The organism is Bradyrhizobium sp. ISRA430 (assembly GCF_029909975.1).
Lineage (GTDB): Bacteria > Pseudomonadota > Alphaproteobacteria > Rhizobiales > Xanthobacteraceae > Bradyrhizobium.
In genome coordinates this window covers 7905111-7928595 of record NZ_CP094516.1, presented here as the reverse complement: position 1 = coordinate 7928595, position 23485 = coordinate 7905111, and the positions used below count along the sequence as shown (strand labels likewise).

Below are 23485 nucleotides of genomic sequence, written 5' to 3'. Positions count from 1 at the left end.
CACGCTTACTCTTGCAAACTCAGGCGGCGCGGGACGCATCCGCGGCCGCATCGCGTCCTTCCGGAATCTCGTCGTTGGCCATCAGCTTGGCGAGGTCGAAAATGACGACGAACTTCTCTCCCTTGCGACCGATGCCGGCCGCATAATCGGACTGCCATTTGCCTCCCACTTCGGGCACCGGCTCGATGGCCTGCTCGTCGATATCGGTGACCTCGAAGACGCAATCGGCGACGAATCCGACGCCGACCAGGCGATCCTTCATCGGCACGTCGAGGATGATGATGCGGGTGGCTTCAGTCGCTGTGACATTCGGTAAACCCAGCTTGGTCCTGAGGTCCACGATCGGATAGCCGCTGCCACGCACGTCGATCATGCCGAGCAGGAAGTTTGGTGCGTGCGGCAGACGCGAGATCGGCCGCATGTCGAGAATCTCGCGGACGTTGCGGATGCTGATGCCGAACGTCTCACCGGCGAGCCCGAGCGTCAGATATTGCGAGGTTGCGGCCATGATGCGGTCCAAAGGTTTGGGAATGAGCGCGGTCCGGCGCGAGGCCGGACCGGTCGATCAGCGTTGAAACTCGGCGTCGCGATCGTCCTCGCGATCATCCATGTCGAAGGCGAAGCCGCCACCGCCACTGGCGGCCTTCAATGCACGCGCCGGCTGGCGCGCGGGCGCAGGCTTCTTCTTGCCTTGATCGGCCGCCGCCATGTGCGCCGCCTTGGCCCGGAGCTGGCTGACGGCACGGTCGATCGGCGCGACCGCGGCATTCTCCTTGCGCGTGGCGTGCTCGATCCGGAAGAACGAGATGGTCGACTGAAGCTGCTCGGCCTGCGAGGCGAGCTCCTCCGAGGTCGAGGACACTTGTTCGGACGCGCTGGCGTTCTGCTGGCCGACCTTGTCGAGCTGCTGGATCGCCTGGTTGATCTGGGCCGAGCCGACGTCCTGCTCGCGGCAGGCCGCGGTGATCTCCTGCACCAGCTCGGCGGTCTTCTTGATGTCGGGCACGAGCTTGGCGAGCATGCTGCCGGCTTCCTGTGCAACCTTGACGCTCTCTGTCGAAAGCGTGCCGATATCCGCCGCGGCTGCCTGGCTGCGCTCGGCGAGCTTGCGCACCTCGGACGCGACCACTGCAAAGCCCTTGCCGTGCTCGCCGGCGCGCGCGGCCTCGACCGCCGCGTTGAGGGCGAGCAGGTCGGTCTGCCGCGCGATCTCCTGTACGATGGTGATCTTCTCGGCAATGGTCTGCATCGCCTCGACGGCGCGACCGACGGCGACGCCGCTGGCTTCGGCGTCCTTGGCCGATTGCGCCGCGATCTTCTCGGTCTGGTTGGCGTTGTCGGCGTTCTGTTTCACGTTCGAAGCCATCTCCTCCATCGAGGACGACGCCTCCTCCGCCGACGAGGCCTGCTCGGTCGCGCCCTGCGAAAGCTGCTCGGCGCTCGCCGAAAGCTCCTGGCTGCCGGCCGAGACGTTCTGCGCGGCCGTGAGGGCCTCCGCGACGATCTGCCGGAGCTTCTCGACCATCACGTTGAGGGACCTGACGAGGTCGCCGATCTCATCGTTGCTGGCGGAGGGAATGGTCTGGCTGAGATCTCCATTGGCCACCGCACCGGCAAGGCCGACCGCCCGGCCGAGCGAACGGCTGATCGAGATCGAAATCCACAAGGCCGCGGCGATCGCAACCATCAGCGATACGCCAAGGAGCGTCATCAGCATGAACTGCGCCTGGTGTCCCTCTTCCTTGGACTGAGCGGCCTGCTCGGCCATCTGCTTTTTCGTGTTGGTGACATAGGCGCCCATGGTTTCCATCGCATCCGCGACGACTTTGCGACCATCACCCATCGAGCGTTCCGTAGCATTCACCTTGTCGGTCTTCGCCAGCCGGATCGTCTCTTCCTGGTACGCATTCATCTTGGCATATGCTACCGCAAAGCTGTCGAGCAGCTTCCTGCCGGCTTCGCTCGCCAGCGCGTAGACTTCATCCTTGGTCTTCGTCGCTTGCTCACGAAGCTTGGCTGCATCGGCCGCAAACTGTTCGGCTTGGGCCTCCGTTCCGAGAATCGAGTTCTTCTCCGCGCGAAGCTGAAGCAGAATGTCCTTTTCGATCTGCGTCGCCTTCTCCATCCGGGTTGCGCGCAGAACCATGCTGTCGGCGGTCGCCATCATGTCGGCGAGCTTCATGTAGGCGACGCCGCCGGCGATCATGGACAGGACTATGACCAGACCGAATGCACTGGCAAGCTTTGCCTTGACCGTAAATCTCATCTTCAGCCCCTACCCCGGTCTCGCCCCCGAGACCTCGTTTCAATTCAAGATGCGTTCCATGTTCGGAACGATGACGAACTCTTCACGCCATTTGGTGATGAAGCGGATGAATTCCGGCTTCCAGTGCATCCCGACGCGCGGCGTCTGCTGCACATCGGTCTGCGAGATCTCCGTGACCTCGTAGACCTTGTCCGCGGTCACGCCGACCAACACCGGCTCGTTGTCGATCTGGATCTCGACGACGACGATGCGCGTGTCTGCGGATGCGTCGGTCTGCGGCATGCCGAAGCGGATGCGCAGGTCAGCCAGCGGAATGACGTTGCCGCGCACGTTGATCACGCTCGGAACGAAGGACCGTGCGCCGGCGACCTTGGTTGCCGGCACGGGATCGATGATCTCGCGCACGAGGCCCGCGTCGAGCGCGAACTTCTCCTCGCCGAGGCCGATCATCACGACCTGCATCGCGTCCACCTGACTCTCGCCGACCTGCCCTTCGTTCATCACGCCGCCTCGCTGATATGCTGCTTTTCGACCCTCGACTGCGCCAGCGCGACGAGTTGCGCGACGTCGAGGATCAGCGCCGCCGTGCCGTCACCCAGGATGGTCGCGCCGGAGAAGATCGTGACATCCGAATGCAACTTGGAGAGCGACTTGATCACGGTCTGGTGGTTGCCGATGATCTGGTCGGCGACGAGCCCGACGCGGGTCTCGCCGGTCGAGATAATAATGGTCTTCTGGTGCTGGTCCGGCGCGCCGGATGCGCTCAGGAGATCGCGCAAGCGCAGGAACGGCACGAGGTTGCCGCGCACATTGAGGAAGTTGCGGCCGCGCGAGCGCTCATCCTCGGCCGTGAGCTCGACGCATTCCTCCACCGCCGACAGGGGAATGATGTAGCGGCCTTCGCCGACGCGGATCAGGAGGCCCTCGATGATCGCGAGCGTCAGCGGCAAGCGCAGCGTCACGGTGGTGCCCTGGCCCGGCTTGGTCGACAGATCGATCGAGCCGCGCATGTTCTCGATGGTGCGCTTGACCACGTCCATGCCGACGCCGCGGCCGGACAGCGCCGAGATGGTCTGCGCGGTGGAGAAGCCCGGATGGAACAGGAACTGGTGAATCTCGTGGTCGGAGAGCGCGGCACCGGCTGCGATCAGCCCCTGCTCTTCCGCCTTGGCGCGGATACGGGCGGTGTTGAGGCCGCCGCCATTGTCCTTCACGGTCACGAGCACCTGCGCGCCGGAATGGACGGCGGCGAGCTCGATCCGGCCCCGCTCGGTCTTGCCGGCGGCCGCGCGGATCGCGGTGTCCTCGATGCCGTGGTCGATGGCGTTGCGGATCAGGTGCACCAGCGGATCGGCCAGGCACTCGATCATGGTCTTGTCGAGCTCAGTGTCTTCACCCGACGTGACGAACTCGACCGGCTTCGACAGATCCCGCGACAGGTCGTGCACGAGGCGCCGGAAGCGGCCGAACAGCGAGCCGATCGGCACCATGCGCGCGCCCATCGTGGTGTCGCGCAGGCTGGAGGCGAGACGCTCGATTTCCTCGGCAATCATCTTGATCGAGAGATCGGAGCCGGCCGAGGCGAGCTGCGTTAGCCGCGCCTGGGCGATGACGAGCTCGCCCACGCGATCCATCAGCTCGTCGAGGCGCTCGGCCTGGACACGGACGGTGGCGATGCCGCGATCTTCGCGCTTGGTGTCCTCGCGGCGCGCGGGCGGCGCCTCGCGCCTGATCTCGGATTTCGGCTCTAGCTTCGCCGCGGCTTCGTCGACGACCGGCACCGTTGCAGCCCCGGCTGCCGGAACGGACATCTCCATCACCGGGGCCTGCATCGACTCCTCGTCGAGGAGCTGGAACAGCGGTGCAGGCTTCGCTTCGACATGCTTCAACGGCGAGAGCGTGAGCTTCATCTCGTCCTGCACGAACATGAAGACGTCGTCGATCGCATCCTTGTCGCAGGCTGCGTGCAGCTTGACGTCCCACTTCAGATAGCAGTCCTCCGGGTCCATCTCGTCGAGGAACGGCACACCGTCTGTGATCGGCACGACGAAGCAGGGCCCGAGCTTGCAGAGATCTTCCAGGAGATCGAGCGGGTTCGATCCGTTGCGCAGGATGTGGGATTCGAATTCCAGGTAGAGATGCCAGCCGGCCTGCTTGGTCTCGGCCGGGGCCAGCGGCGGCGCTGCCGCGATCTGGGCGACCTGATCTTGTGGCTGGTCCGAAGACACGAAGCGCTTGAGGTCGTCGAGAATCGCTTCACCGATGATATCGTCGGTCGACTGCGGATCCTCGATCAGCGCGCGGATGTAGTCTTTGGCGGCGAGCGCGACCGAGATCAGCTCTTGTGTCGGCTTGATCTCACCCTTGCGGACGCGGTCGAAGGCGGTTTCGAACTCGTGGGTGAAGGAAGCGACCTTGTCGAAACCGAACATGGCGCCCGAACCCTTGATCGTGTGCAGCGCGCGGAAGGCGGAATCGACCAACTCGCGGTCGTCGGGACGCTGGCCGAGATCGAGCAGCGCTCCTTCCAGGACCTCGAAGAGTTCGCTGGCCTCCTGGCGAAAGACCTCGGTCGGGTCCATCGCGCTCATGAGCGCACCAGCTTGGCGACGACGGCGAGCAACTGCTCGGGCTTGAAGGGTTTCGTGATCCAGCCGGTGGCGCCGGCACTCTTCGCTTCTTGCTTCACCGCGTCGTTGGATTCGGTGGTCAGGAACACGATGGGCATGCCGACCGCGCTCGGCAGCTTGCGTAGCGCCCGGATCAGCTCCAGCCCGTTCATGACAGGCATATTGAGGTCGGTGATGACGAGATCGAGCTTGCCGGCCTGTGCCTTGGCGAGTCCCTGCGCACCGTCACCGGCCTCGATCACGCTGTGACCGGCCGGCTCGAGCACGACCTTGATCATCTGCCGAATGCTGGGAGAATCATCGACGGTCAGAATCGTGGCCATCAGGTGCCATCTTTCTTTTGCGGGAAATGCTGATCGATCATAGCCTCGCTGGCGAATCCGGCGCGGCGGAGGGTGTTGCGCAGTGACTGGGAGAAGGAGGTGAGGACGATGGGACGCCCCTGGGCCTCGCCGGTCTTGGCAGTCGACAACAGGAGCTGGATCGAGGTTACGTCGGCCTTGTCGACGCTGGAGCAGTCGATTTCGAGCCGGTCTTGCCGGCGGAACGCCTCGCGGATGAGGTCATAGACGTTTCGAATGGCCGCGATGCTGCAGTCAGCGGGTAACCGCAATGACCACTTCGGCTCTGAGGGATTGAGCGACATCGCTGCATCCGCCTTTGCTTAAGATCCCGATACACGTTTGACGTGAATCGAATGAGCAAACTCCTAACGAGGTGGTCCGTACAACTACGGGTCACATTCCCTAAGGTTTCGCGTGACTGCATGCAAACATGCATAGGGTTCCAGAATCTCATGCGAAATGCGCATATCCCAGCAACGTCGCCCAGCCGACGCATTTGCTTCGCGTTAAATTCCATCGGGTTATGTCTTGGGTTCGTGCCTCGCCAGCGAAGAGGGCCCCCGCCGCCGATGCTGACCCAAGCGCTTCTGGTTGATGACAGCCGCTCCGTCCTCAATTTCCTGAAACGTCACATCGAATCCGAAGGTCTGGTCGAGGCCACCGCCTTCCTCGATCCCGTCGATGCGCTGGCCTGCGCTCGCGAGCGCGTGTTTGACCTCGTGCTGGTCGACTACGAGATGCCCCACATGGACGGCATCAGCTTCATCCGCGCCTTCCGTACCCTGCCCGGCTGCGCCGACATTCCGATCGCGATGATCACCTCGCGGCAGACCGACGATGTCAAGATGGAGGCGCTTGAGGCCGGCGCCACCGATTTCCTGCCCAAGCAGCCCCAGAGCGTCGAGATGACGGTCCGCCTGCGCAACCTGATCCGGCTCGGTGCGGCCGTGCGCAAGCAAAACGATCGCGCCGCGGATCTCGCGAGCGCGGTGGCGGCTGCGACGCAGAAGCTCGGGGAGCGCGAAGAGGAGATCATCCTGCGCCTCGCGCTCGCGGTCGAATATCGCGACAACGACACCGGAGAGCACACGCTGCGGGTCGCCAGATACAGCCGCATCATCGCCGAGCAGCTCGGCCTGCCGGCGCGGCTGTGCCGCGACATCTATCTGGCCGCACCCCTGCACGACGTCGGCAAGGTCGCCATCCCTGACAATATCCTACTCAAGCCCGGCCGGCTGACCGACGAGGAGATGGCGGTGATCCGCACCCATGCGACGATCGGTGAGCGGATCCTGGCGGACTCAAGCTGCGAGCTGATCCAGCTCGGCGCGCAAATTGCCGCAGGTCATCACGAGCGCTGGGACGGTACGGGCTATCCGAACGGCTTGGAGGCAGCCGGCATCCCGGTCGCCGCACGCGTGGTCGCGGTCGCCGACGTCTTCGACGCGCTGACGACGCGGCGGCCATATAAAGAGCCGATGCCGCTCGAGGCTGCACGCAGCTACCTGATCGAGAACCAGGGGCGACAATTCGACCCAGCCTGCGTCGAGGCCTTCCTGTCGCGCTGGGACGAGGTCGTCGCGATCGCCGTTGGGCAGAGAACGCCCCCGTTCCAGAAATCCGAGGCCCCACTCTCACCCGACATGGCCGAGACGGCCGAGAGCCGCCCGGACGAAGGCCGCTCGCCCGAGGTTTCTCCGGCCTGATTCCGCCTTTCCCGAGCGGTTCGCAACGTCCCGCGCCTGCCTCTCGGGGTTTGAACCTCTTCCTCGTAATGTGCACCAATACCAGAGTGATTCTGGTCACAGTTGCCTGCGCCAGCCGCTGCTAAGTATCGGACCAGACGGGGATCAATCGCATACAATCGAATTGGATGAGAAAGCCCATGAGAAGCCTGATAGGCGCCATTGTCGGCGTGTTTTGTCTTGCGGCGCCCGCCGCCGCGCAGACGCCGGCCGCGATTGTCGAGGACGTGCAGGGTAAGGTCGACGGTATCGCCTTCATGGACTATGTGGCGCCGGGCAAGATCATCAAGCTCGGGCCGAAGGCGAGCGTCACGCTCAGTTATCTCAAATCCTGCATGCGCGAGACAATTAGTGAAGGCGTCGTTCTGGTCGGCACCGAGCAGAGCACGGTGCAGCTCGGCGACGTGCAGCGCGCCAAGGTGCCCTGCGACGCCAATGCGGCGCAGCTCTCCGAGCGCCAGGCGAACCAGGGGGCGGCGACCACATTCCGCACCATGCGATCCGACGCGAAGGGCACGCCCACAAAGCTGCCGACGATCTACGGTGTCTCGCCGCTGGTCCAGGTCAGAAGCGGCAGCACGCTGGTCATCGATCGCATCGACGGCAAGGAGGCCTCGATCAGCGTGCCGCTGAAGGGCGAGATTCTGGTCGCCGGCAAGTTCTACGACTTCGCCAAGGCCGGCAAGACGCTGACGCCGGGCGCAACCTATCTCGCAACCCTCGGCGCGAAGCGCTACACGTTCCAGGTCGATGCCCGCGCCACCTCCTCGCCGACGCCGATCGTCGGTCGCCTGCTGCGGCTCGAATAGGCGATTCCCAACGCGCGATGCGGCGGATCGGCAGACGGGACATCGTTGCGGCAATCCTGATCGCGCTCCTTTCGGGTGCGCTCTTCAACTCCCCGCCGCTTCATGCCCTGCAAGGTCTGTCGCTCGACATCCTCACGGCGCTGCGCGGCAAGCTCGTCGGTGACCACCGCGATCCCGCCACGTCACCGGTCATCGTCGTGGCGATCGATGGAGAGACCTATGACACAGCGCCCTTTAAGGGATCGCCGACGCTGACCTGGACGCGCGAGATCGGCCGGGTGCTCGGAAGCATCACCGACGGCGGCGCCAAGGCGATCGGCTTCGACATCATCTTTCCGAGTTCGATCGAGCAGTCGGAAATCCCCTTCGGCGAGGCGCCGCTCGGCGCGCGCATGAAGGGGTTTGACCGGGACTACCTCATCGCGCTCAGGCAAATGTCCGATGCCGGCAAGTTGGTGCTCGGCGAGATCCTGAGCCACGATCATCCGGACGTTCCCTACCGCGCACAGCAGGTAGCGGTGCGTAACAACGTCCGCGCTCTCAACGTCCATACCGATCCAGACGACATCATCCGGCGGATGCCGCTGAGTTTTCCCATTGGTGGCAAGCCTATTCCCGCAATGGCCGTCGAGCTCGCCTCGCGCGCACTGGGTGCGAAACCCGAGTTTGCGCCTGATGGTGCGATGACGCTGGCGGGCTACGCGATCCCAAGCGCCGAGACGAACACGCTGACGCTCAACTTCCGCGGATTAGGCCGCGATGTCCCGACATACTCCTTCGCCGACCTGCACCCCTGCGTCGAGAAGGACGACCCCGACTTCTTCCGCCGCGCCTTCGACGGCAAGGTCGTGCTGCTCGGCACCGTCCTCAACTTCGAAGACCGGAAGCTGACCTCGATGCGCCTGTCCGGCGGATATGACGGGACGCCGGCCGCACGATGCGCCCTGCCGGCCCCGGCGCACGCTGCGGCGGCGCGCAGCGATGTCGCCGGCGTCTTCGTCCACGCCACCGCGGTGCGGAATCTGATGGAACGCGATGCTGTGACGGAGCTCGGCTTTCCGCTGCGGACCGCACTCACGATCCTGTTCGCGATGATCATTGCCTGCGCGGCTTGCGTGCTCACACCCGCCAGCGCGATGGCGGCTTATATCGCGCTCACGGCCGTTTACGCTGCGCTGGCCGTGAGCCTATTCGTCCATGCCTTAGCGCTGCCCCTGACCGAGCCCGCGCTGGCGGGTCTTGCCGCGATCGCAATGATGATCGGCTACCGCTTCGTCATCGCCGACCGCGACGAGCGCTTCCTGCGCAAGAGCTTTGCGCTCTATCTCGCGCCCGAGGTCATCGACACCATGATTGCCTCAGGCAAGATGCCGGCGCTCGGCGGCGAGATACGCAATGTCACCATGTTCTTCTCCGACCTCACCGGCTTCTCCTCGATCGCCGAGAAGATGACGCCGGGCGAATTGGTGGCGTTGATGAATCGATACCTGTCCGCCATGACCGACATCATCGAGAGCCATGGCGGCTACGTCGACAAATATATCGGCGATTCCATCGTCGCGATGTTCGGCGCGCCGGCCGATGATCCCGCGCACGCCCGCAACGCGGTCCGCGCCGCCCTGAAGTGCCATCAGAAACTGGCCGAGCTCAACGCCGGCAATGCCGCGTTCGCAGGCCGCGGCCTGTCGCACCGCATCGGGCTGAACAGCGGCGAGGCCGTGGTCGGCAATATCGGCTCCCGGCGCCGCTTCAACTATACGGTCATGAGCGACACCGTGAACGTCGCCTCGCGGCTGGAAGGCGCCAACAAATACTATGCGACCTCGATCATGGCCTCCGAAATGACGGTCGCGCAGACCACCGACAGCTTCGCCTGGCGCGAGCTCGATGCCGTCAGGGTTTTGGGCCGGCACGAGGTGATCAAAGTGTTTGAGCCGCTGGCCGAGCGAGGGGCAGAGACGGCGGAACAGATGAAGGCGGCGGCAGGCTACGCTGAAGGGCTTGCGCATTGGCGGGCGCGAGAATTCGCCAAGGCGGCAGATTGCTTCGACCAGGTCGCCGCAACCGATGCTCCGTCAGCACTATTTGCCAAACGCGCGAAGGAGCTCGCTACCTGCCCGCCTTCGGCGGACTGGACGCCGGTCAACACGCTCAAGGGAAAATAGCGGCCCTCGACGCCGATGGGCGGTCGTGGCCCGTTGCGTCGCCGGTCACAACCCGGAGAGCCCTCTTTTTCGAACCCATGACATGGCGTAGTCTAAATCGAGCTGCCCTTCGAGACGGGACGGGCCGACGTCGCCGGTTGCCGGAACGGGCAGCGAGCAGGCCGTCGGCAGGCATCGCAGTCTGAAAGCAGCGCCGACCTTCGTGGCGCTCCCTCAATTTTTCAGCATGAAGCAAGTTGGCCCGCCGCGCGCGGCAGGCCATGCGCACGTGTACCTCAGGGAGGATCGACATGGCGACATTCATACTGACGATCGACTGGACCGACCAGGGAATTCGGAATGTCAGGGAAGCTCCCAAGCGCAGCGAAGCGGCAAAGGCGCTTGCCAAGAAAGTCGGGGTCGAGATCAAGGGCATCTATCTCACCTCCGGCGCGCATGACCTTCTCGTCCTCGCCGAAGCACCGCTCGGCGACCACATCACAAAATTCGCGCTTGCGCTCGGCTCCCTCGGCAATGTGCGTACCAGCACCTCACGCGCCTGGACCGAGGCCGAGTGGACCAAGCTGATATCCGAGCTCCCGTAAGCGACTTCGGAGTCTCGACGGGCCTGTGCCCAGTGCGGATTGGCGCAGGCTCGTCCACCGAAGCCGAGAGCGAGACTTTGTGCCGATATCATGAGGAGGTCAGGCCATGGAGATCGAAGCCACGACGTTCGGCACGATCACGATTGACGGAAAGACCTATGAACACGACGTGATCATTCGTCTGTCCGGCGAAGTGGCGAAGCGGAAGAAAAAGCTGTCGAAGAAGTACTACGGCACCTCGCACGTCCTCTCGAAGGACGAGGCGAAGTTCATCTTTGAAGACGGATGCGAGCAGCTCATTCTTGGGTCGGGCCAGATGGGCAATGTGCATCTATCGCCGGAAGCGGAGGCGTATTTTGCGAAGAAAGGTTGCGCGGTCCTGCTCGAGCCGACCCCGGAGGCAATTCATACGTTCAACCGCTCGCATGCCAGGAAGATCGGCCTTTTTCACGTCACCTGCTGAGCAATCCACCGCCCTTAAAACGGCAGCCCGACATAATTCTCCGCGAGCAGGCGCTGCGCCGTTTCGGACGAGAACAGATATTCCAGCTCGGTCTGCTGGAGCCTGTCTTCATACCCGGAACGGTCGGGGAAACGATGCAGCATCATGGTCATCCACCAGGAGAAGCGCTGCGCCTTCCAGATCCGCGCCAGCGCCTTGGCCGAGTAGCCCTCCAGGCCGGAATCATCGCCCTCCTGATAGTGCGCGAGGAGGCCATGATAGAGATAATAGATGTCCGAGGCGGCGCTGTTGAGCCCGCGCGCGCCCGTCGGCGGCACGATGTGGGCAGCATCGCCGGCGAGGAACAGGCGGCCGTAGCTCATCGGTTCGGCGACGTAGCTGCGCAAGGGAGCGATGCTTTTCTCGATCGACGGGCCCGTGAGCAGACGGCCAGCGACCTCGTCCGGCAGGCGCAGCTTCAGCTCGGCCCAGAATGCATCGTCGGACCAGTCCTCCACCTTGTCGGTCAGCGGCACCTGGATGTAGTAGCGGCTCAGCACCTGCGAGCGCAGCGAGCATAGCGCGAAACCGCGCCGGTGCTTCACATAGATCAGCTCCGGGTTGACCGGCCTGGTGCGTGACAGGACGCCGAGCCAGCCGAACGGATAGACCTTCTCATATTCGCGCAACACGTCCTTCGGAATCGACTTGCGGCTGACGCCGTGAAAGCCGTCGGCGCCGACGATGTAGTCGCAATCGACCCGGATGGTCTCGTCGTTCACACGGTAGGTCACGAACGGCTTGTCGGAGGTGAGGTCGTGCGGCGTGACGTCCTCGGCATTGTGCACGACCTTGCCGCCAAGCCGGTCGCGCGCCTCGTAGAGGTCGCGCGTCAGCTCGGTCTGGCCGTAGACCAGCACCGAATTGCCGCCGGAATGACTGTGCAGATCGATGTGGGAGAGCACGCCGTCATGAGCGATCTCGAATCCCTTGTGGATCTCGCCCTCGCGGTCCATCCGCTCGCCGCATTGCGCCTCGCGCATCAGCTTGGCAAAACCGTGCTCGAGCACGCCGGCGCGGATACGGGCGAGCACGTGCTCGCGGCTGTATTTCTCCAGCACGACCGTCTCGATGCCCTTCAGGTGCAGGAGCTGGGACAACAGCAACCCGGACGGGCCACCGCCGATGATGCAGACCTGAACTTTCATTTTTGCGTCCTCCCGTCGGAGCGCTTTTTGCAGATTTTGCGCCGCAAACCGATGGAGGGTTTCGCCTTTGTCTTGTACAATTCGAACATGAGAACCGCAGCCCCTTCCCCGGCCATCCGGGTCTATAACCTGTTCGGCGAGTCCGGCGATCTGCCCGATGTCGTGCATTGCGAGACGATCGCGTCACGCTCGGTCTTGCACGACTGGACGCTGGCCGTGCACCGGCATGCCCGGCTGCACCAAGTGCTCCTGATCGAGCGCGGCGGCGGCGAGGCGACGCTCGACGGGCGCGCGGTGCCGCTGAGGCCGATGCAGATCGTCAATGTGCCGGTCGGCCACGTCCACGGCTTCCGTTTCGTGCCGGGCACGCAAGGCTGGGTGCTGACCATCGCCGCGGAAATCCTTGACGAGGCGCTGCTTGCCTCGGAAGGCCTGCGCGGCGCGTTGTCGCGATCGGCCGTGGTCCGCGGCACGCCGCAGATCCGCACGACCATGAAACAGATCTTTGCCGAACATGCGGCGCGTGATTTCGGCCGGGCCCATGTGCTCCGCGCGCTATCGGCAGCGATGATCGGGCTCGTCGCGCGCGCGCTGATGAGCGAGAGCGGCAGTAGTGGAACGGCCGAGTCAGGCCTTTTCCGCCGCTTCGAGGCGCTGCTCGAGGAGCATCATCTCGAGCGCTGGAGCGTCGCGGATTATGCCAAGGCGCTGGCGATCACGCCGACGCATCTCAACCGGGTGACGCGGGCGGCGACCGGCGATACCGCCTCGCACCTGATCCTGAACCGCCTGATCCGCGAGGCACGGCGCAATCTCGTCTACACCAACCTGCCGGTCTCCACCATTGCGTATGCGCTGGGCTTCGAGGATCCCGCCTATTTCAGCCGTGTCTATGCCGCTGCCACGGGCCTCTCGCCGCGCGCCTTTCGCGTGCAGTTGCATGGCGGCGCAGATTGACGTGTCGGGCGTTCCAACGGCCAGGCGTTGCTACTGATGCGCCTTCTCCTGCCGGGACTCCGTTTCTTCCGGATGCGCCTTCTCATAGTGGAGAAAGAGGTCGAGCAACGCCAGCAGCACGATGACGATGCCGAAGCCGATGCTGAGATGCATCGCGCGCGTGTGCGCAAATCCAAGCAGCCAGGGTGACACGATGAGCCAGACGCCCATCAGGACATTGATCCATTCCTCCCAGTCGCGATAGGCGATGATGGCAGCCAGCGAGAGGATGCCGATGATCGCGCTCGTCACCCAGAGATCGATCTTGCCCTGGCTGATAGTCAGCTTGAACAGCCACGGGGATATGAAGAGCACAGCCGCGAGGAATAGATTGTAGACGTCTGGGACGGTTTCGCGCTCTTGCAACCTGCTCATGACACATCTCCCGCGGGGATATGCCGATGGAATCATTCGGAGGGAGTTTGGTTCCAGGGCAGCAGGCATTGCCCGGATAGACTTTGGTCGGAGGCCAGGCTGCGAGCCGTAATGGCCTTTGTTGCCAGCGCGTGTTGCCGGCGCCGCCACTTACCTTCGTATATAGCGCCCTATCCTTTGGATAGCTGCCCTTTACCTCCGTACAATTGAGCGGGAAATGCGCACGCCTTAGCGTGGCTGCATTCGGCGCCCTGGCGCTGGTGGCATGGACCTCCCTAACCTTGGCGCAAGACGGCCACACCCTGTCCGGCCGTCTGCGCTGTCTTTTTCAGCAAGCCATCGGCGATTTCAGTGTTTTCTGCGGAACTGGAGATTTGTGCATAATGTCTTCGCTTGAGAAGATCGCACTCTTCATCGATGGCTCCAATCTCTATGCCACCTCCAAGGCGCTCGGTTTCGACATCGACTACAGGCGCCTGCTCAGCGAATTTCACGGCCGAGGCAGGCTGCTGCGGGCCTTCTACTACACCACCGTCATCGAGGATCAGGAATACTCGTCGATCCGCCCGTTGATCGATTGGCTCGATTATAACGGCTACGCCGTCGTCACCAAGCTCACCAAGGAATTCGTCGACGCCACCACCGGCCGCCGCAAGGTGAAGGGCAGCATGGATGTGGATCTCGCCGTGAATGCGATGGAACTCGCCGGGCATGTCGACCAGATCGTGTTGTTCTCTGGCGATGGGGACTTTCGTTCGCTGGTGGAAGCCCTGCAACGCCGCGGCGTCCGCGTGACGGTCGTCTCCACGCTCGCCACCCAGCCGCCCATGGTCGCCGACGAACTGCGCCGGCAGGCGGACGTATTCATTGATTTGGCAGAGCTGAAACCAAAAGTGGGGCGCGATCCGGTCGAGCGGCCCGGATCGCGCGAGATGCGTCAGCCGCCGCAATTCCTCGCGCGCGGAGCGATCAATCGCGGCGACCGGGTGGAATGATCCCGCGCAACGGCCGCGGGATTATCAGACGTCGAAGAACACGGTCTCCTCCGGCCCCTGCAAATTGATCGTGAAGGAATATACGACCTTGCCGGCGCGCTCGCCGCGCTTTGCGATCAGCGTCGACCGCCGGATCGGCGGCTCGACCAGGTTGAGCACGGGATCGGCGGCGTTGGCCGCTTCCTCGTCCGAGAAATAGAGCCGCGTGTTCAGCCCGATATTGATGCCGCGGGCGACGACCCAGACATTGACGTGCGGCGCACATTTGCGCCCCATCCTGTCGGTGATGGCGCCGGGCTTGATCGTGTCGAAGGTGACGAGGCCGCTGTCGAAATCCGAGCCCGCGCGGCCCCAGCCGCGGAAGTCTTCGTCGAGCGCACCGGCGGAACGATCGGCAGGATGATTGTAGCGGCCGGCGGCATTGGCCTGCCAGATTTCCAGCAGCACATCGCGCAGCGGCGAGCCGCTGCCGTCGAGCACGCGGCCTTCAAGCGTGATGCGCTCGCCTTCCGTGTTCGGCGTCACCAGGACGTTGGAAAAGTTCTTCTCGAAGATGTCGAAGCCGGCCATCGCCGGGATCAGGCCGATATGGACATAGGGCCCGGCGGTCTGCGAGGCGGTTTCCTTGAGGTAATTGAGCGGCTGCGGCATTTGCTCAGTTTCCTTCGGTGCGGTTTTCGAAATAGGTCGAGCGCGCCCCTCGCAGCACGATGTCGAAGCGGTAGGCGAGCGAATCGAACGGCGTAGAGGCGTTGAGATCGAGCGGAGCAACCAGACGCTCAAGCGCGTCCTTGTCCGGGATCGTCGTCAGGATCGGGCAGACCGGGATCAGAGGATCGCCCTCGAAATACATCTGCGTGATCAGCCGCTGCGCAAAGCCCGAACCGAACACCGAGAAGTGGATATGGGCTGGACGCCAGCTATTGACGTAGTTGCGCCAGGGATAGGGACCGGGCTTCACCGTGCGGAAGTAATAATAGCCGGTGTCGTCGGTCAGCGCGCGGCCGCAGCCGCCGAAATTCGGATCGATCGGTGCGAGATAGGTGTCCTTCTTGTGCCGGTAGCGGCCGCCGGCATTGGCCTGCCAGAACTCGACCAGGGTGTTCGGCACGCCGCGGCCGGTCTCGTCGAGCACGCGGCCGTGAACGATGATGCGCTCGCCGACGGGATCGCCGTCCTTGGCGTAGTTGCGGATCAAATCGTTGTCGAGCGGGCCGAGATCGTTGTGCCCGAACACCGGCCCGGTGATCTCCGAAATCGAGCTCTCCAGCGATAGCAGCGCCTGGCGCGGCGAGCGCAGCACTGAGGACTTGTAGCCGGGCGCATGCGCCGGCGGATGGATGGAGCGGTCGCGCTGGAAGAAGCCGCCATCACGAAGCGGCGGCGTGAATGGCTCGGGGCGGTTAAGGCGGGGATCCTGCAAGGCTGGAATTGGCGCCTGGGCGTTCATCGGCGTTGGTCTCTCCCTCTGGCGTCCGGGTCCGGGCGCACGGCTAATCTGGAGATCATGGCTCCGGCCATTCTCAAGATAAATAGATGGATTATAATGAATTGCATGAAAGAAATTGATCATTTGGCGCTCGACGGCCACGCCCTCGAACTGTTCCTGGCCGTGCTGGAGGAAGGCTCGGTGACGGCAGCGGCGACGCGGCTCGGCCTGACGCAATCAGCCGTCAGCCACGGATTGAACAAGCTGCGGCGGATCGCCGGCGATCCGCTGTTCGCCAAATCCGGGCGCGGCATCGTCGCCACCGCGCACGCCCAGGCGCTGGCGGTAAAGGCGCGCGCGCTGATCGACGAGATGCGGAGCTTTGCTGGCGGCATCAGCTTCGAGCCGGCGCGCGCGCAGCTTTCGCTGACGATCGCAGCCAATGATTTCCAGCGCGATCTGCTGCTGCCGCGGTTCTTCGATCATGTCGCGGACAGGGTGAAGAGCCTGAACCTGCGCGTGATTCCCTCGCAGTCACCCTCGCCTGCCATGCTGCGCGAGAACCGCTGCGATCTTCTGATCACGCCGCTGCCGCCGTCCGGCGTCGACATCGTGCAGAAGCGTCTCCTAAGGGATCACTACGTCTGCTACTACGATCCCAAGGCACGCGCCGCGCCGGGTAGCCGCGCCGCCTATCTCGCGGCCCGCCACATCACCGTGGTCTATACCGACAATGAGCGGCTCGATTTCGACCGCCGGCTCGCCGCGAACGGCTTCCATCGCGACATCGCGATCTCCGTGCCGAGCTTTTCCGGCGTGCCGTCCTTCCTGCGCGGCTCCGACATGCTGGCGAGCATGCCGAGCCTGCTGGCTTCCGGCGTGATGGGTGGCTTCGCGCAAGCGCGCATTCCTCTGGCCTCGCGCAGCCGGACGCTGGCCGAGCTGCCCATGTTCATGGTCTGGCACCAGCGCTATCAGAAAGACCCGGCCCATCGCTGGATCCGAAGCCAGCTCGAGACCGTGGCGGCAACGACGGCCGGCGACTGATCCTTGGTCACGGCTTGCGGAAGCCTGCCCTTCGCCAGACCCACTGGTTGCGACGCGGCAGCCACGCTAGAATTCGTCCATGACCGTGACCGATATTGCGAGCAGGACCTACAATCATAGCTGGCGGCTGGATCCCATCATCCGCAGCCTGCTCGATACTGACTTCTACAAGTTATTGATGTTGCAAATGATTCGGGAATCCTACCCGGATCAGAAGGTGACCTTCTCGGTGATCAACCGCTCGCGCCATGTGCGGCTTGCCGAGACCATCGACGAGGGCGAGTTGCGCGCCCAGCTCGACCATGCCCGCACCATCCGCTTCACCAAGAAAGAGCTGATCTGGCTTGCCGGTAATACCTTCTACGGCAAGACCCACATGTTCTCGGCCGATTTCATCCGCTGGCTCGCCGAATTCCGCTTGCCCGAATACGAGCTGCGCAAGGTCCAAGGTCAGTACGAGCTGCACTTCCATGGGCCTTGGACCCACACCACGATGTGGGAAATTCCGGCGCTCGCCATCCTCAATGAACTGCGCTCGCGTGCGGCGATGAAGGACCGCGGCCGGTTCGAGCTCGACGTGCTCTACGCCCGTGCCAAGGCCAAGCTCTGGACCAAGGTCGAGCGGCTGCGCAAGCTGGAGAATTTGCGGCTGTCCGACTTCGGCACGCGCCGCCGCCACGGCTTCCTGTGGCAGCGCTGGTGCGTAGAGGCGGTGAAGGAAGGGCTGGGTTCGTCCTTCATCGGGACGTCCAACGTGCTGTTGGCGATGGACAACGATCTCGAAGCCATCGGCACCAACGCGCATGAGCTGCCGATGGTGGCGGCCGCGCTCGCGAAGGACGATGAGGAATTGCGCTGGGCGCCCTATCGCATCCTCGACCAGTGGCGCCAGACCTATGGCGGCAATCTCTTGATCGCGCTGCCCGATGCCTTCGGCACCAAGGCCTTTCTGCGCGACGCGCCGGAATGGGTCGCCGACTGGACCGGCTTCCGCCCGGACAGCGCCCCGGCGATCCAGGCCGGCGAAGAGATCATCAAATGGTGGGAGACGAAGGGCCGCAATCCCAGGGACAAGCTGCTCGTCTTCTCCGACGCGATGGACGTCGGCTCGATCGAGGATACCTATCACCATTTCGTAGGCCGCGTGCGGCTCTCGTTCGGCTGGGGCACCAACCTCACCAACGACTTCGTCGGCTGCGCACCGGACGGCTCTTTCGATCTCGATCCGATCTCGCTGGTCTGCAAGGTGTCGTCGGTCGACGGGCGTCCAGCGGTGAAGCTCTCGGACAATCCGGAGAAGGCGACCGGCATGCCCTCCGAGATCGAGCGTTACCTGCGCGTGTTCGGCAATGCCGGTCGCGTGCGTACGCCCGTGCTGGTCTAGTGTTGTAACTCCGACAGTCCCAATTCCGTCATTCCGGAGCCCGAGCGGAGCGACGGAGCCCGGAAATCCATCTGGCCGCAGAGTACGTGGATGAATGAATTCTCGCGACTTCGTCGCGCCCCGGAATGACATTGAGTGAATCAGACGTAGAGACACAACATTAGCGGCGACCGATTTCTCTCGATCGAGTAAACCACGCACGAAGAATTCGACAGATTGTTCGCTCGGATGCTGTGCCAGTTCCGGATTCGCGGCATTTGCGACGATCTGCCTGCATCCACTTCACAGCGCCTTCACCCTGCAACACGGTCGCTCCGCTCTTCAGGTCGAGTTAAGCAGCGTTCCAGCCGACTTCGCGTTATCAGCGAGCGCTCCGCTGGGGTCGTTGAGCGATTTGGGGAACGTAGAGTGTCTCGCAGAACAGCGACGTCGGCGAAGGGACGCAACTTCGTTCATGTCATCAAGCTCGTCTCGCCTTTCGTCATGGTCGTGGTGCTGCAGGCGACGATCGCCGGACTCAGCCTCGAAGTGATGTCATCGGTCCGCGCCTATGTCGCCGGCGAGGCGATGTGGTCACGATCGCAGAAGAACGCCGTCTACTTCCTCAATCTCTATCTGCATTCGGGCGAGGCGAGCCAGTTCGCGCACTACCGGACCTCCCTCGCCGTTCCCATCGGCGATGAATACGCAAGATGGGCGCTCGAGCGCGACCCGGTCGATGTCGAGACGGCACGCATCGGCTTCCTGCAAGGCGGCAACCATCCCGACGACGTTCCCGGATTGATCTGGCTGTTCCGCTATTTCAGCCGCATCAGCTTTTTCCAGGAGGCGATCCGGGAATGGACCGCCACCGATCCCATGCTGCTGGAGCTCGGCATCCTCGGCGATGTTATCCGCAACGATCTCAAGAACGGTCTCATTCGGGACAGCGGCCGCTTGCAGCTCCTGTCGTCGCGGCTCTCGGAGCTGAACAGCCGGTTCACCAAGCATGCCAACCGGTTCTCGACGGTGCTTGGCGAAGGCTCCCGCACCATCAAGCTGACGTTGACCTGCGTGAACATCGTCACGGCCGTGACCCTGATCCTTCTGCTGATCTGGCATACGCGACGGTTGGTTCTGCAACGCCAGTCGTTCGAGGATGCGTTGCATGAGGAGAAGGAACGTCTTGCCTGGCAGGCCTCGCACGACTGGTTGACGGGGCTCGCCAACCGGCGTGCCTTCGAGGCGCGCCTGCAATGCGAGCTCGACGGCGCCGGCTCACTGGCCTTGATCCTGATCGATCTCGACCAGTTCAAATCCGTCAACGACACCTACGGCCATCTCGCCGGCGATCGTCTGCTGACCCAGGTGTCGCGCCTGCTGCAGCGGGACCGGCAACCGCACGATCTGGTCGCCCGGCTTGGCGGCGACGAATTTTGCATGATCCTGCCGCAATGTTTGCCGCTCGACGCTGTCGATATCGCCGAGCGGCTGCGCAAGTCGCTCGAGCTGTTCAACTTCGTCTGGGACGATCGCTGCTTCGGGGTGACGGCCAGCATCGGCGTCGCCTGCATCTCCGACAGCAACACGACGCTCGAGCAGGCCATGCATCGCGCCGACGTCGCCTGCTATCGGGCCAAGGAAAAGGGACGCAACCGGGTTCAGGTCGACACCGCAAGGTCCGAGATCATCACAGTCCAGACGCGGCAGCGCGAAATTGCCGTCGCGCGAGGCTGATGGTCCGCAGGGGCGATCGGCCGCCGATCAGGTGCCCTCGGTTCGCCGTTCCTGCGCATAGCGCACCAGCGCCGCGAAGCGGTAGATGCCATGCACGAACTTGCCGTAAGGCATGGTGACGAACAGCGCGAACACCACGCCGAGATGCAGCGCGAGCAGTGGCCCCATCGCGGCGGTCTCCCGCAGGATCAGCAGCGCCATGCCGGTGGCACCGGTTAGGAACAGCATGGCGATGAAGCCGACATCCATGCCGTAGCGCGCTTCGTCAAGCAGCTCGGGGGCGCGACGCATCTTGGCAACGAACAGCCCGATCGGCCCCGCGATCAGGCCGATGCCGCCGAGCGTGCCGAGCACGACCGGCAAATCCCACCACGGATACGGCGCCTCGCGGCCCAGCAGATAGTGGTAGAGCGTGGCGACCGAGGTCGCCGCAAAGCACAGCAGGAAGCCGTAGAAGGTGAGGTGGTGACAGAGCTTGCGGCGGTCGGTCGGCCGGTCGTCCTCATTGTAGCAGCCGACGCCGCCACCATGGAGATAGCGCAGCTCGCCCGCATCGCGGATCGCCTGGAGAAGCGAACCGCCATCGGCGCGGCCGCCGATGGGATCGCCGATGTCGCGCCAGAACGCGCGGACGCTCATGACCAGCGCGAGGATGGCATAGAGGAACGCTGCGCTGAACAGCACGGCCATCGCATTGTGCGGCATCAGCTTGTAGAATGCGCCGGCCCCGGCATGCACGCCGAACAAAACGCCGCGGTCGTTGAGGGCGACAAAGCCGAGGATGAAGGCCGCCACGCTGAGCGCAGCAACGATGCTGATCACGAGGCCGTTGCGCGCAAAGGTGCCGGACAGCGCCCGCGGCCAGGCATAGGCCGCATAGGACTCAGCGCGCGCAATCGCCAGCGTCTTCGGAACATTGACGTTGAATTCGTGTGGCGGCGAGAACTGGCAGTCGACATAGCAGGCGCCGCAGGCGTGACAGAGATTGGCGAGATAGTTGAGATCGCCGTCGGAGAAGGCGCGGCGCATCTCCATGGCCGGAAACACCGCGCACAGACCTTCGCAGTAACGGCAGGAATTGCAGACCGTCATCAGGCGGTCGGCTTCGTCGAGAATCCTAGTTCCGTGCATGTTTCGCCGCTTCCCGTCCTGCGATCCGCCCGAACACGCTGCCGATGGTCATGCCGATCCCGGCGGCATAGCCCTTACCGAGCACGTTGCCGGCCATGATCTCGCCGGCCGCGAACATGTTGGCCGAGGGCCTACCGCCCTTCATCAGCATGCGCGCCTCTTTGTTCACGCGCGTGCCGAGATAGGTGAAGGTGATGCCGGGCCGCACCGGATAGGCGAGATAGGGCGGTGTCTCGATCCGCCGCGCCCAATGCGTCTTCGGAGGCGTGATGCCCTCGGTGCGGCAGTCGTCCAGGATGGTGTGGTCGAAGGTGCCGGGCCGCACCGCGGCGTTGAAGCCCGAGATGGTCTTTTCCAGCGCCGCCGGATCGAGCGTCAGCTTGCCGGCGAGTTCGGCTATCGTCTGCCCGGCGATCGGCGGGAACAGCGTCGGCATGAAGCTGGTGACGACGGTCGAATCGAAAATAATGTAGGCGATCTGATCGGGCTGCGCGGCGACCAGCCGGCCCCAGATGGCGTAGCGCTTCGGCCAGATATCCTCGCCCTCGTCATAGAAGCGCTGCGCGTGCTTGTTGACGACGATGCCGAACACGACGGAGTCGTGGCGTGTGATGATGCCGCCGTCGAATTTCGGCGCGCGGGCGTCGATCGCGACCGCGTGGCACTGGGTGGGATCGCCGACCTCCTGCACGCCTTTGCCGAGCAGCATCTTCAGGATCGAGCCGCGATTATAGGGCGTGCCGCGGATCAGGAAATTGTCGGCGGCTTCACCCCAGTGCTCCTTCAACCACTCGATATTGGCCTCGAACCCGCCGGCGGCCGCAACCAGCGAGGTCGCGCGGATCTCGGTGTCGCCGTTGATCGGCCGCTTGACGCGGGCGGCCAAGAACATGCCGTCCTCGATCACGAGATCGATCACCTCTGCATCGTAGGCGACCTCAACGCCGAGCCGCTCGGCGGTGAGATAAAGCGCATTCAGCATCGCGCGGCCGCCGCCAAGGAAGAAGGAATTGGTACGCCCGAGGCTGAGCGTGCCGCCGAGCGAGGGCTGCCAGCGCACGCCCTGCTCCACGATCCAGTTCAGGATGTCCTTGGACTCCCGGATCATGTGGCGGGCGAGTTCCTCGTCGGTCTGTCCGCCGGTCACGACCAGCAGATCCTTCCAGAACTCCTCCTCGGTATAGGGGCCGGTCAGGATCTCGGTCGCGGCGTCATGGGCGCAGCGCATGTTGCGGGTATGGCGCGTGTTGCCCCCGCGATAGAACTTAGGTGCGCCTTCGAGCACGAGGACCGAGGCGCCGCCGCGCCGGGCGGCGATCGCCGCGCAGAGCGCCGCATTGCCGCCACCGATCACCAGCACGTCGTATTTGCTGCCCATGCCGTCCGTCCGATGCGACGCGAGTTAGAGAGAATCTGCTGGCCGGCGGCCGCGGTCAACCCGGCCGCCATTGCGTACTTTTGTATACAAAGATATACATCAACGGTGCAAGCGGCATCTCTGCATGGGCAGGATGCGTCCTGCGTCACGAGGAACCATGGCCAGACGCCCGGCAAAGGCAGGCGGATCGATCTCGCGCGGCGCCGGTGTGGCGCTGGGCGAAGCCGTGTTCCGCTCGCTGTGCGAGGCGCTTCAGGCAGGCAGCTATCGCGCCGGCGACCGCCTGCGCGAAGAAGAGGTCGCCGAGCGGCTGAAGGTGAGCCGCACGCCGGTGCGGGAGGCCCTTGGCCGGCTCGCGGCGCGCGGCTTCGTCGAGCCCGCCGGAGGCCGCGGGCTGATCGTACGCAGCCTCGACATCTCCGAGGTGCTCGAGCTCTATGCCATGCGCGAGATCATGGAAGGTGCGGCTGCCCGTCTTGCCGCCGAGCACGCCTCCACCCCCGAGATCGACGCGCTCCGGGACATCGAGCAGGCCTTTGCCGAGGCTTCCGAGACCAACGCCGCCGAGATGGCAAGGCTCAACCGCGCCTTCCACGAGGCCATCTGCCGGGCCGCGCGCAATCGCTACCTCGACAACGCGTCCCGCGAGTTGCAGGACTGGATCGCGCTGCTGGGACCGACGACCTTCACGGTGACGGGCCGGCCGACGACCAGCCACAGAGAACATCAGGCCATCATCGACGCCATCGCCGCACGCGACGGCGACAAGGCCGAAAACCTTGCGCGCGCGCACATTCGCGAAGCGTTGCGCTGCCGGCTGAAGCTTCTGCAGAAACAGTAG

The 23485-nt window shown here is 63.9% G+C and carries 23 protein-coding genes; 11 read left to right on the top strand and 12 right to left on the bottom strand.

Annotation, left to right across the window (positions count from 1 at the left end):
• Positions 1-19: 19 nt before the first annotated feature.
• Genes MTX21_RS37135 through MTX21_RS37110 form a run of 6 tightly spaced genes read right to left on the bottom strand, consistent with a single transcriptional unit; the run spans position 20 to position 5542 of the window.
• A complete protein-coding gene (locus tag MTX21_RS37135; RefSeq protein WP_280969392.1) occupies positions 20-508 on the bottom strand; it encodes a chemotaxis protein CheW in 489 nt (162 codons plus the stop codon).
• Between the two features lie 57 nt (positions 509-565).
• Positions 566-2266, bottom strand: coding sequence for a methyl-accepting chemotaxis protein (locus MTX21_RS37130; RefSeq protein WP_280969391.1), 1701 nt, complete (start codon positions 2264-2266; stop codon positions 566-568).
• Positions 2267-2305: 39 nt separating this feature from the next.
• Complete coding sequence (locus MTX21_RS37125) at positions 2306-2767, bottom strand: chemotaxis protein CheW (protein WP_280969390.1); 462 nt, start codon at positions 2765-2767, stop codon at positions 2306-2308.
• A complete protein-coding gene (locus MTX21_RS37120; RefSeq protein ID WP_280969389.1) occupies positions 2767-4857 on the bottom strand; it encodes a chemotaxis protein CheA in 2091 nt (696 codons plus the stop codon). The genes MTX21_RS37125 and MTX21_RS37120 overlap by 1 nt, the downstream gene beginning before the upstream one ends.
• A complete protein-coding gene (locus MTX21_RS37115) occupies positions 4854-5219 on the bottom strand; it encodes a response regulator (RefSeq protein WP_280969388.1) in 366 nt (121 codons plus the stop codon). The genes MTX21_RS37120 and MTX21_RS37115 overlap by 4 nt, the downstream gene beginning before the upstream one ends.
• Positions 5219-5542 carry an STAS domain-containing protein gene (locus MTX21_RS37110; protein WP_280969387.1) on the bottom strand — a complete coding sequence of 108 codons (324 nt, stop codon included), beginning with the start codon at positions 5540-5542 and terminating at the stop codon, positions 5219-5221. The genes MTX21_RS37115 and MTX21_RS37110 overlap by 1 nt, the downstream gene beginning before the upstream one ends.
• A 267-nt stretch (positions 5543-5809) precedes the next feature.
• On the opposite strand from MTX21_RS37110, the gene MTX21_RS37105 reads away from it, so the two are divergent.
• The 5 genes from MTX21_RS37105 (at position 5810) to MTX21_RS37085 (ending at position 11006) form a co-directional block, all read left to right on the top strand.
• Positions 5810-6946 carry an HD domain-containing phosphohydrolase gene (locus MTX21_RS37105; protein ID WP_280969386.1) on the top strand — a complete coding sequence of 379 codons (1137 nt, stop codon included), beginning with the start codon at positions 5810-5812 and terminating at the stop codon, positions 6944-6946.
• 179 nt (positions 6947-7125) lie between these two features.
• On the top strand, positions 7126-7794 hold the full coding sequence (locus tag MTX21_RS37100; RefSeq protein ID WP_280969385.1) for a hypothetical protein: 669 nt from the start codon (positions 7126-7128) through the stop codon (positions 7792-7794).
• A 17-nt stretch (positions 7795-7811) separates the two neighbouring features.
• Positions 7812-9959, top strand: coding sequence for an adenylate/guanylate cyclase domain-containing protein (locus MTX21_RS37095; RefSeq protein ID WP_280969384.1), 2148 nt, complete (start codon positions 7812-7814; stop codon positions 9957-9959).
• Positions 9960-10249: 290 nt separating this feature from the next.
• Entirely contained in the window at positions 10250-10543 is a 294-nt protein-coding gene (locus tag MTX21_RS37090) for a GYD domain-containing protein (RefSeq protein WP_280969383.1), read from the top strand.
• Positions 10544-10649: 106 nt separating this feature from the next.
• Positions 10650-11006, top strand: coding sequence for an MTH938/NDUFAF3 family protein (locus MTX21_RS37085; protein ID WP_280969382.1), 357 nt, complete (start codon positions 10650-10652; stop codon positions 11004-11006).
• Positions 11007-11020: 14 nt separating this feature from the next.
• Here the strand turns inward: MTX21_RS37085 and pobA are convergent, their stop codons facing one another.
• Positions 11021-12193, bottom strand: coding sequence for a 4-hydroxybenzoate 3-monooxygenase (gene pobA / locus MTX21_RS37080; RefSeq protein WP_280969381.1), 1173 nt, complete (start codon positions 12191-12193; stop codon positions 11021-11023).
• Between the two features lie 51 nt (positions 12194-12244).
• Here pobA and MTX21_RS37075 point away from each other — a divergent pair, with 51 nt between their 5' ends.
• The gene (locus MTX21_RS37075) at positions 12245-13150 is read left to right on the top strand and encodes a helix-turn-helix domain-containing protein (protein WP_280970910.1); all 906 of its coding nucleotides are present in this window, start codon (positions 12245-12247) and stop codon (positions 13148-13150) included.
• Positions 13151-13180: 30 nt separating this feature from the next.
• Here the strand turns inward: MTX21_RS37075 and MTX21_RS37070 are convergent, their stop codons facing one another.
• Positions 13181-13564, bottom strand: a complete 384-nt coding sequence (locus tag MTX21_RS37070) for an SPW repeat protein (protein ID WP_280969380.1) — start codon at positions 13562-13564, stop codon at positions 13181-13183.
• A 383-nt stretch (positions 13565-13947) separates the two neighbouring features.
• Here MTX21_RS37070 and MTX21_RS37065 point away from each other — a divergent pair, with 383 nt between their 5' ends.
• A complete protein-coding gene (locus tag MTX21_RS37065) occupies positions 13948-14559 on the top strand; it encodes an NYN domain-containing protein (protein ID WP_280970909.1) in 612 nt (203 codons plus the stop codon).
• Positions 14560-14583: 24 nt separating this feature from the next.
• Here MTX21_RS37065 and pcaG read toward each other — a convergent pair whose 3' ends face one another.
• A complete protein-coding gene (gene pcaG, locus MTX21_RS37060) occupies positions 14584-15210 on the bottom strand; it encodes a protocatechuate 3,4-dioxygenase subunit alpha (protein ID WP_280969379.1) in 627 nt (208 codons plus the stop codon).
• Positions 15211-15214: 4 nt separating this feature from the next.
• Entirely contained in the window at positions 15215-16009 is a 795-nt protein-coding gene (gene pcaH, locus MTX21_RS37055) for a protocatechuate 3,4-dioxygenase subunit beta (protein ID WP_280969378.1), read from the bottom strand.
• Positions 16010-16105: 96 nt separating this feature from the next.
• Between pcaH and MTX21_RS37050 the strand changes: the two genes are divergently transcribed.
• The 3 genes from MTX21_RS37050 to MTX21_RS37040 all read left to right on the top strand — a co-directional run bounded on the left by MTX21_RS37050 (position 16106) and on the right by MTX21_RS37040 (position 20135).
• Complete coding sequence (locus MTX21_RS37050; RefSeq protein ID WP_280969377.1) at positions 16106-17035, top strand: LysR family transcriptional regulator; 930 nt, start codon at positions 16106-16108, stop codon at positions 17033-17035.
• Between the two features lie 79 nt (positions 17036-17114).
• Positions 17115-18419: a nicotinate phosphoribosyltransferase gene (gene pncB / locus MTX21_RS37045; protein ID WP_280969376.1), complete on the top strand. Its 1305-nt coding sequence runs from the start codon at positions 17115-17117 to the stop codon at positions 18417-18419.
• 408 nt (positions 18420-18827) lie between these two features.
• Positions 18828-20135: a GGDEF domain-containing protein gene (locus tag MTX21_RS37040; protein WP_280969375.1), complete on the top strand. Its 1308-nt coding sequence runs from the start codon at positions 18828-18830 to the stop codon at positions 20133-20135.
• A gap of 27 nt (positions 20136-20162) precedes the next feature.
• Here the strand turns inward: MTX21_RS37040 and tcuB are convergent, their stop codons facing one another.
• Positions 20163-21266, bottom strand: coding sequence for a tricarballylate utilization 4Fe-4S protein TcuB (gene tcuB, locus MTX21_RS37035; protein WP_280969374.1), 1104 nt, complete (start codon positions 21264-21266; stop codon positions 20163-20165).
• Entirely contained in the window at positions 21253-22644 is a 1392-nt protein-coding gene (gene tcuA / locus MTX21_RS37030; protein ID WP_280969373.1) for an FAD-dependent tricarballylate dehydrogenase TcuA, read from the bottom strand. The genes tcuB and tcuA overlap by 14 nt, the downstream gene beginning before the upstream one ends.
• Positions 22645-22801: 157 nt before the next feature.
• On the opposite strand from tcuA, the gene MTX21_RS37025 reads away from it, so the two are divergent.
• Complete coding sequence (locus MTX21_RS37025; RefSeq protein WP_280969372.1) at positions 22802-23485, top strand: GntR family transcriptional regulator; 684 nt, start codon at positions 22802-22804, stop codon at positions 23483-23485.

Excerpts from the sequence above, each read along its gene's own strand:
- pncB (WP_280969376.1), top strand. The coding sequence starts at position 17,115 with ATGACCGTGACCGATATTGCGAGCAGGACCTACAATCATAGCTGGCGG.
- MTX21_RS37075 (WP_280970910.1), top strand. The coding sequence starts at position 12,245 with ATGGAGGGTTTCGCCTTTGTCTTGTACAATTCGAACATGAGAACCGCA.
- pcaH (WP_280969378.1), bottom strand. The coding sequence starts at position 16,009 with ATGAACGCCCAGGCGCCAATTCCAGCCTTGCAGGATCCCCGCCTTAAC.
- MTX21_RS37100 (WP_280969385.1), top strand. The coding sequence starts at position 7,126 with ATGAGAAGCCTGATAGGCGCCATTGTCGGCGTGTTTTGTCTTGCGGCG.
- MTX21_RS37085 (WP_280969382.1), top strand. The coding sequence starts at position 10,650 with ATGGAGATCGAAGCCACGACGTTCGGCACGATCACGATTGACGGAAAG.
- MTX21_RS37065 (WP_280970909.1), top strand. The coding sequence starts at position 13,948 with ATGTCTTCGCTTGAGAAGATCGCACTCTTCATCGATGGCTCCAATCTC.
- MTX21_RS37135 (WP_280969392.1), bottom strand. The coding sequence starts at position 508 with ATGGCCGCAACCTCGCAATATCTGACGCTCGGGCTCGCCGGTGAGACG.
- MTX21_RS37115 (WP_280969388.1), bottom strand. The coding sequence starts at position 5,219 with ATGGCCACGATTCTGACCGTCGATGATTCTCCCAGCATTCGGCAGATG.
- MTX21_RS37050 (WP_280969377.1), top strand. The coding sequence starts at position 16,106 with ATGAATTGCATGAAAGAAATTGATCATTTGGCGCTCGACGGCCACGCC.
- tcuB (WP_280969374.1), bottom strand. The coding sequence starts at position 21,266 with ATGCACGGAACTAGGATTCTCGACGAAGCCGACCGCCTGATGACGGTC.
- MTX21_RS37070 (WP_280969380.1), bottom strand. The coding sequence starts at position 13,564 with ATGAGCAGGTTGCAAGAGCGCGAAACCGTCCCAGACGTCTACAATCTA.
- pobA (WP_280969381.1), bottom strand. The coding sequence starts at position 12,193 with ATGAAAGTTCAGGTCTGCATCATCGGCGGTGGCCCGTCCGGGTTGCTG.
- MTX21_RS37105 (WP_280969386.1), top strand. The coding sequence starts at position 5,810 with ATGCTGACCCAAGCGCTTCTGGTTGATGACAGCCGCTCCGTCCTCAAT.
- MTX21_RS37120 (WP_280969389.1), bottom strand. The coding sequence starts at position 4,857 with ATGAGCGCGATGGACCCGACCGAGGTCTTTCGCCAGGAGGCCAGCGAA.
- tcuA (WP_280969373.1), bottom strand. The coding sequence starts at position 22,644 with ATGGGCAGCAAATACGACGTGCTGGTGATCGGTGGCGGCAATGCGGCG.
- pcaG (WP_280969379.1), bottom strand. The coding sequence starts at position 15,210 with ATGCCGCAGCCGCTCAATTACCTCAAGGAAACCGCCTCGCAGACCGCC.
- MTX21_RS37025 (WP_280969372.1), top strand. The coding sequence starts at position 22,802 with ATGGCCAGACGCCCGGCAAAGGCAGGCGGATCGATCTCGCGCGGCGCC.
- MTX21_RS37090 (WP_280969383.1), top strand. The coding sequence starts at position 10,250 with ATGGCGACATTCATACTGACGATCGACTGGACCGACCAGGGAATTCGG.
- MTX21_RS37110 (WP_280969387.1), bottom strand. The coding sequence starts at position 5,542 with ATGTCGCTCAATCCCTCAGAGCCGAAGTGGTCATTGCGGTTACCCGCT.
- MTX21_RS37130 (WP_280969391.1), bottom strand. The coding sequence starts at position 2,266 with ATGAGATTTACGGTCAAGGCAAAGCTTGCCAGTGCATTCGGTCTGGTC.
- MTX21_RS37095 (WP_280969384.1), top strand. The coding sequence starts at position 7,812 with ATGCGGCGGATCGGCAGACGGGACATCGTTGCGGCAATCCTGATCGCG.
- MTX21_RS37125 (WP_280969390.1), bottom strand. The coding sequence starts at position 2,767 with ATGAACGAAGGGCAGGTCGGCGAGAGTCAGGTGGACGCGATGCAGGTC.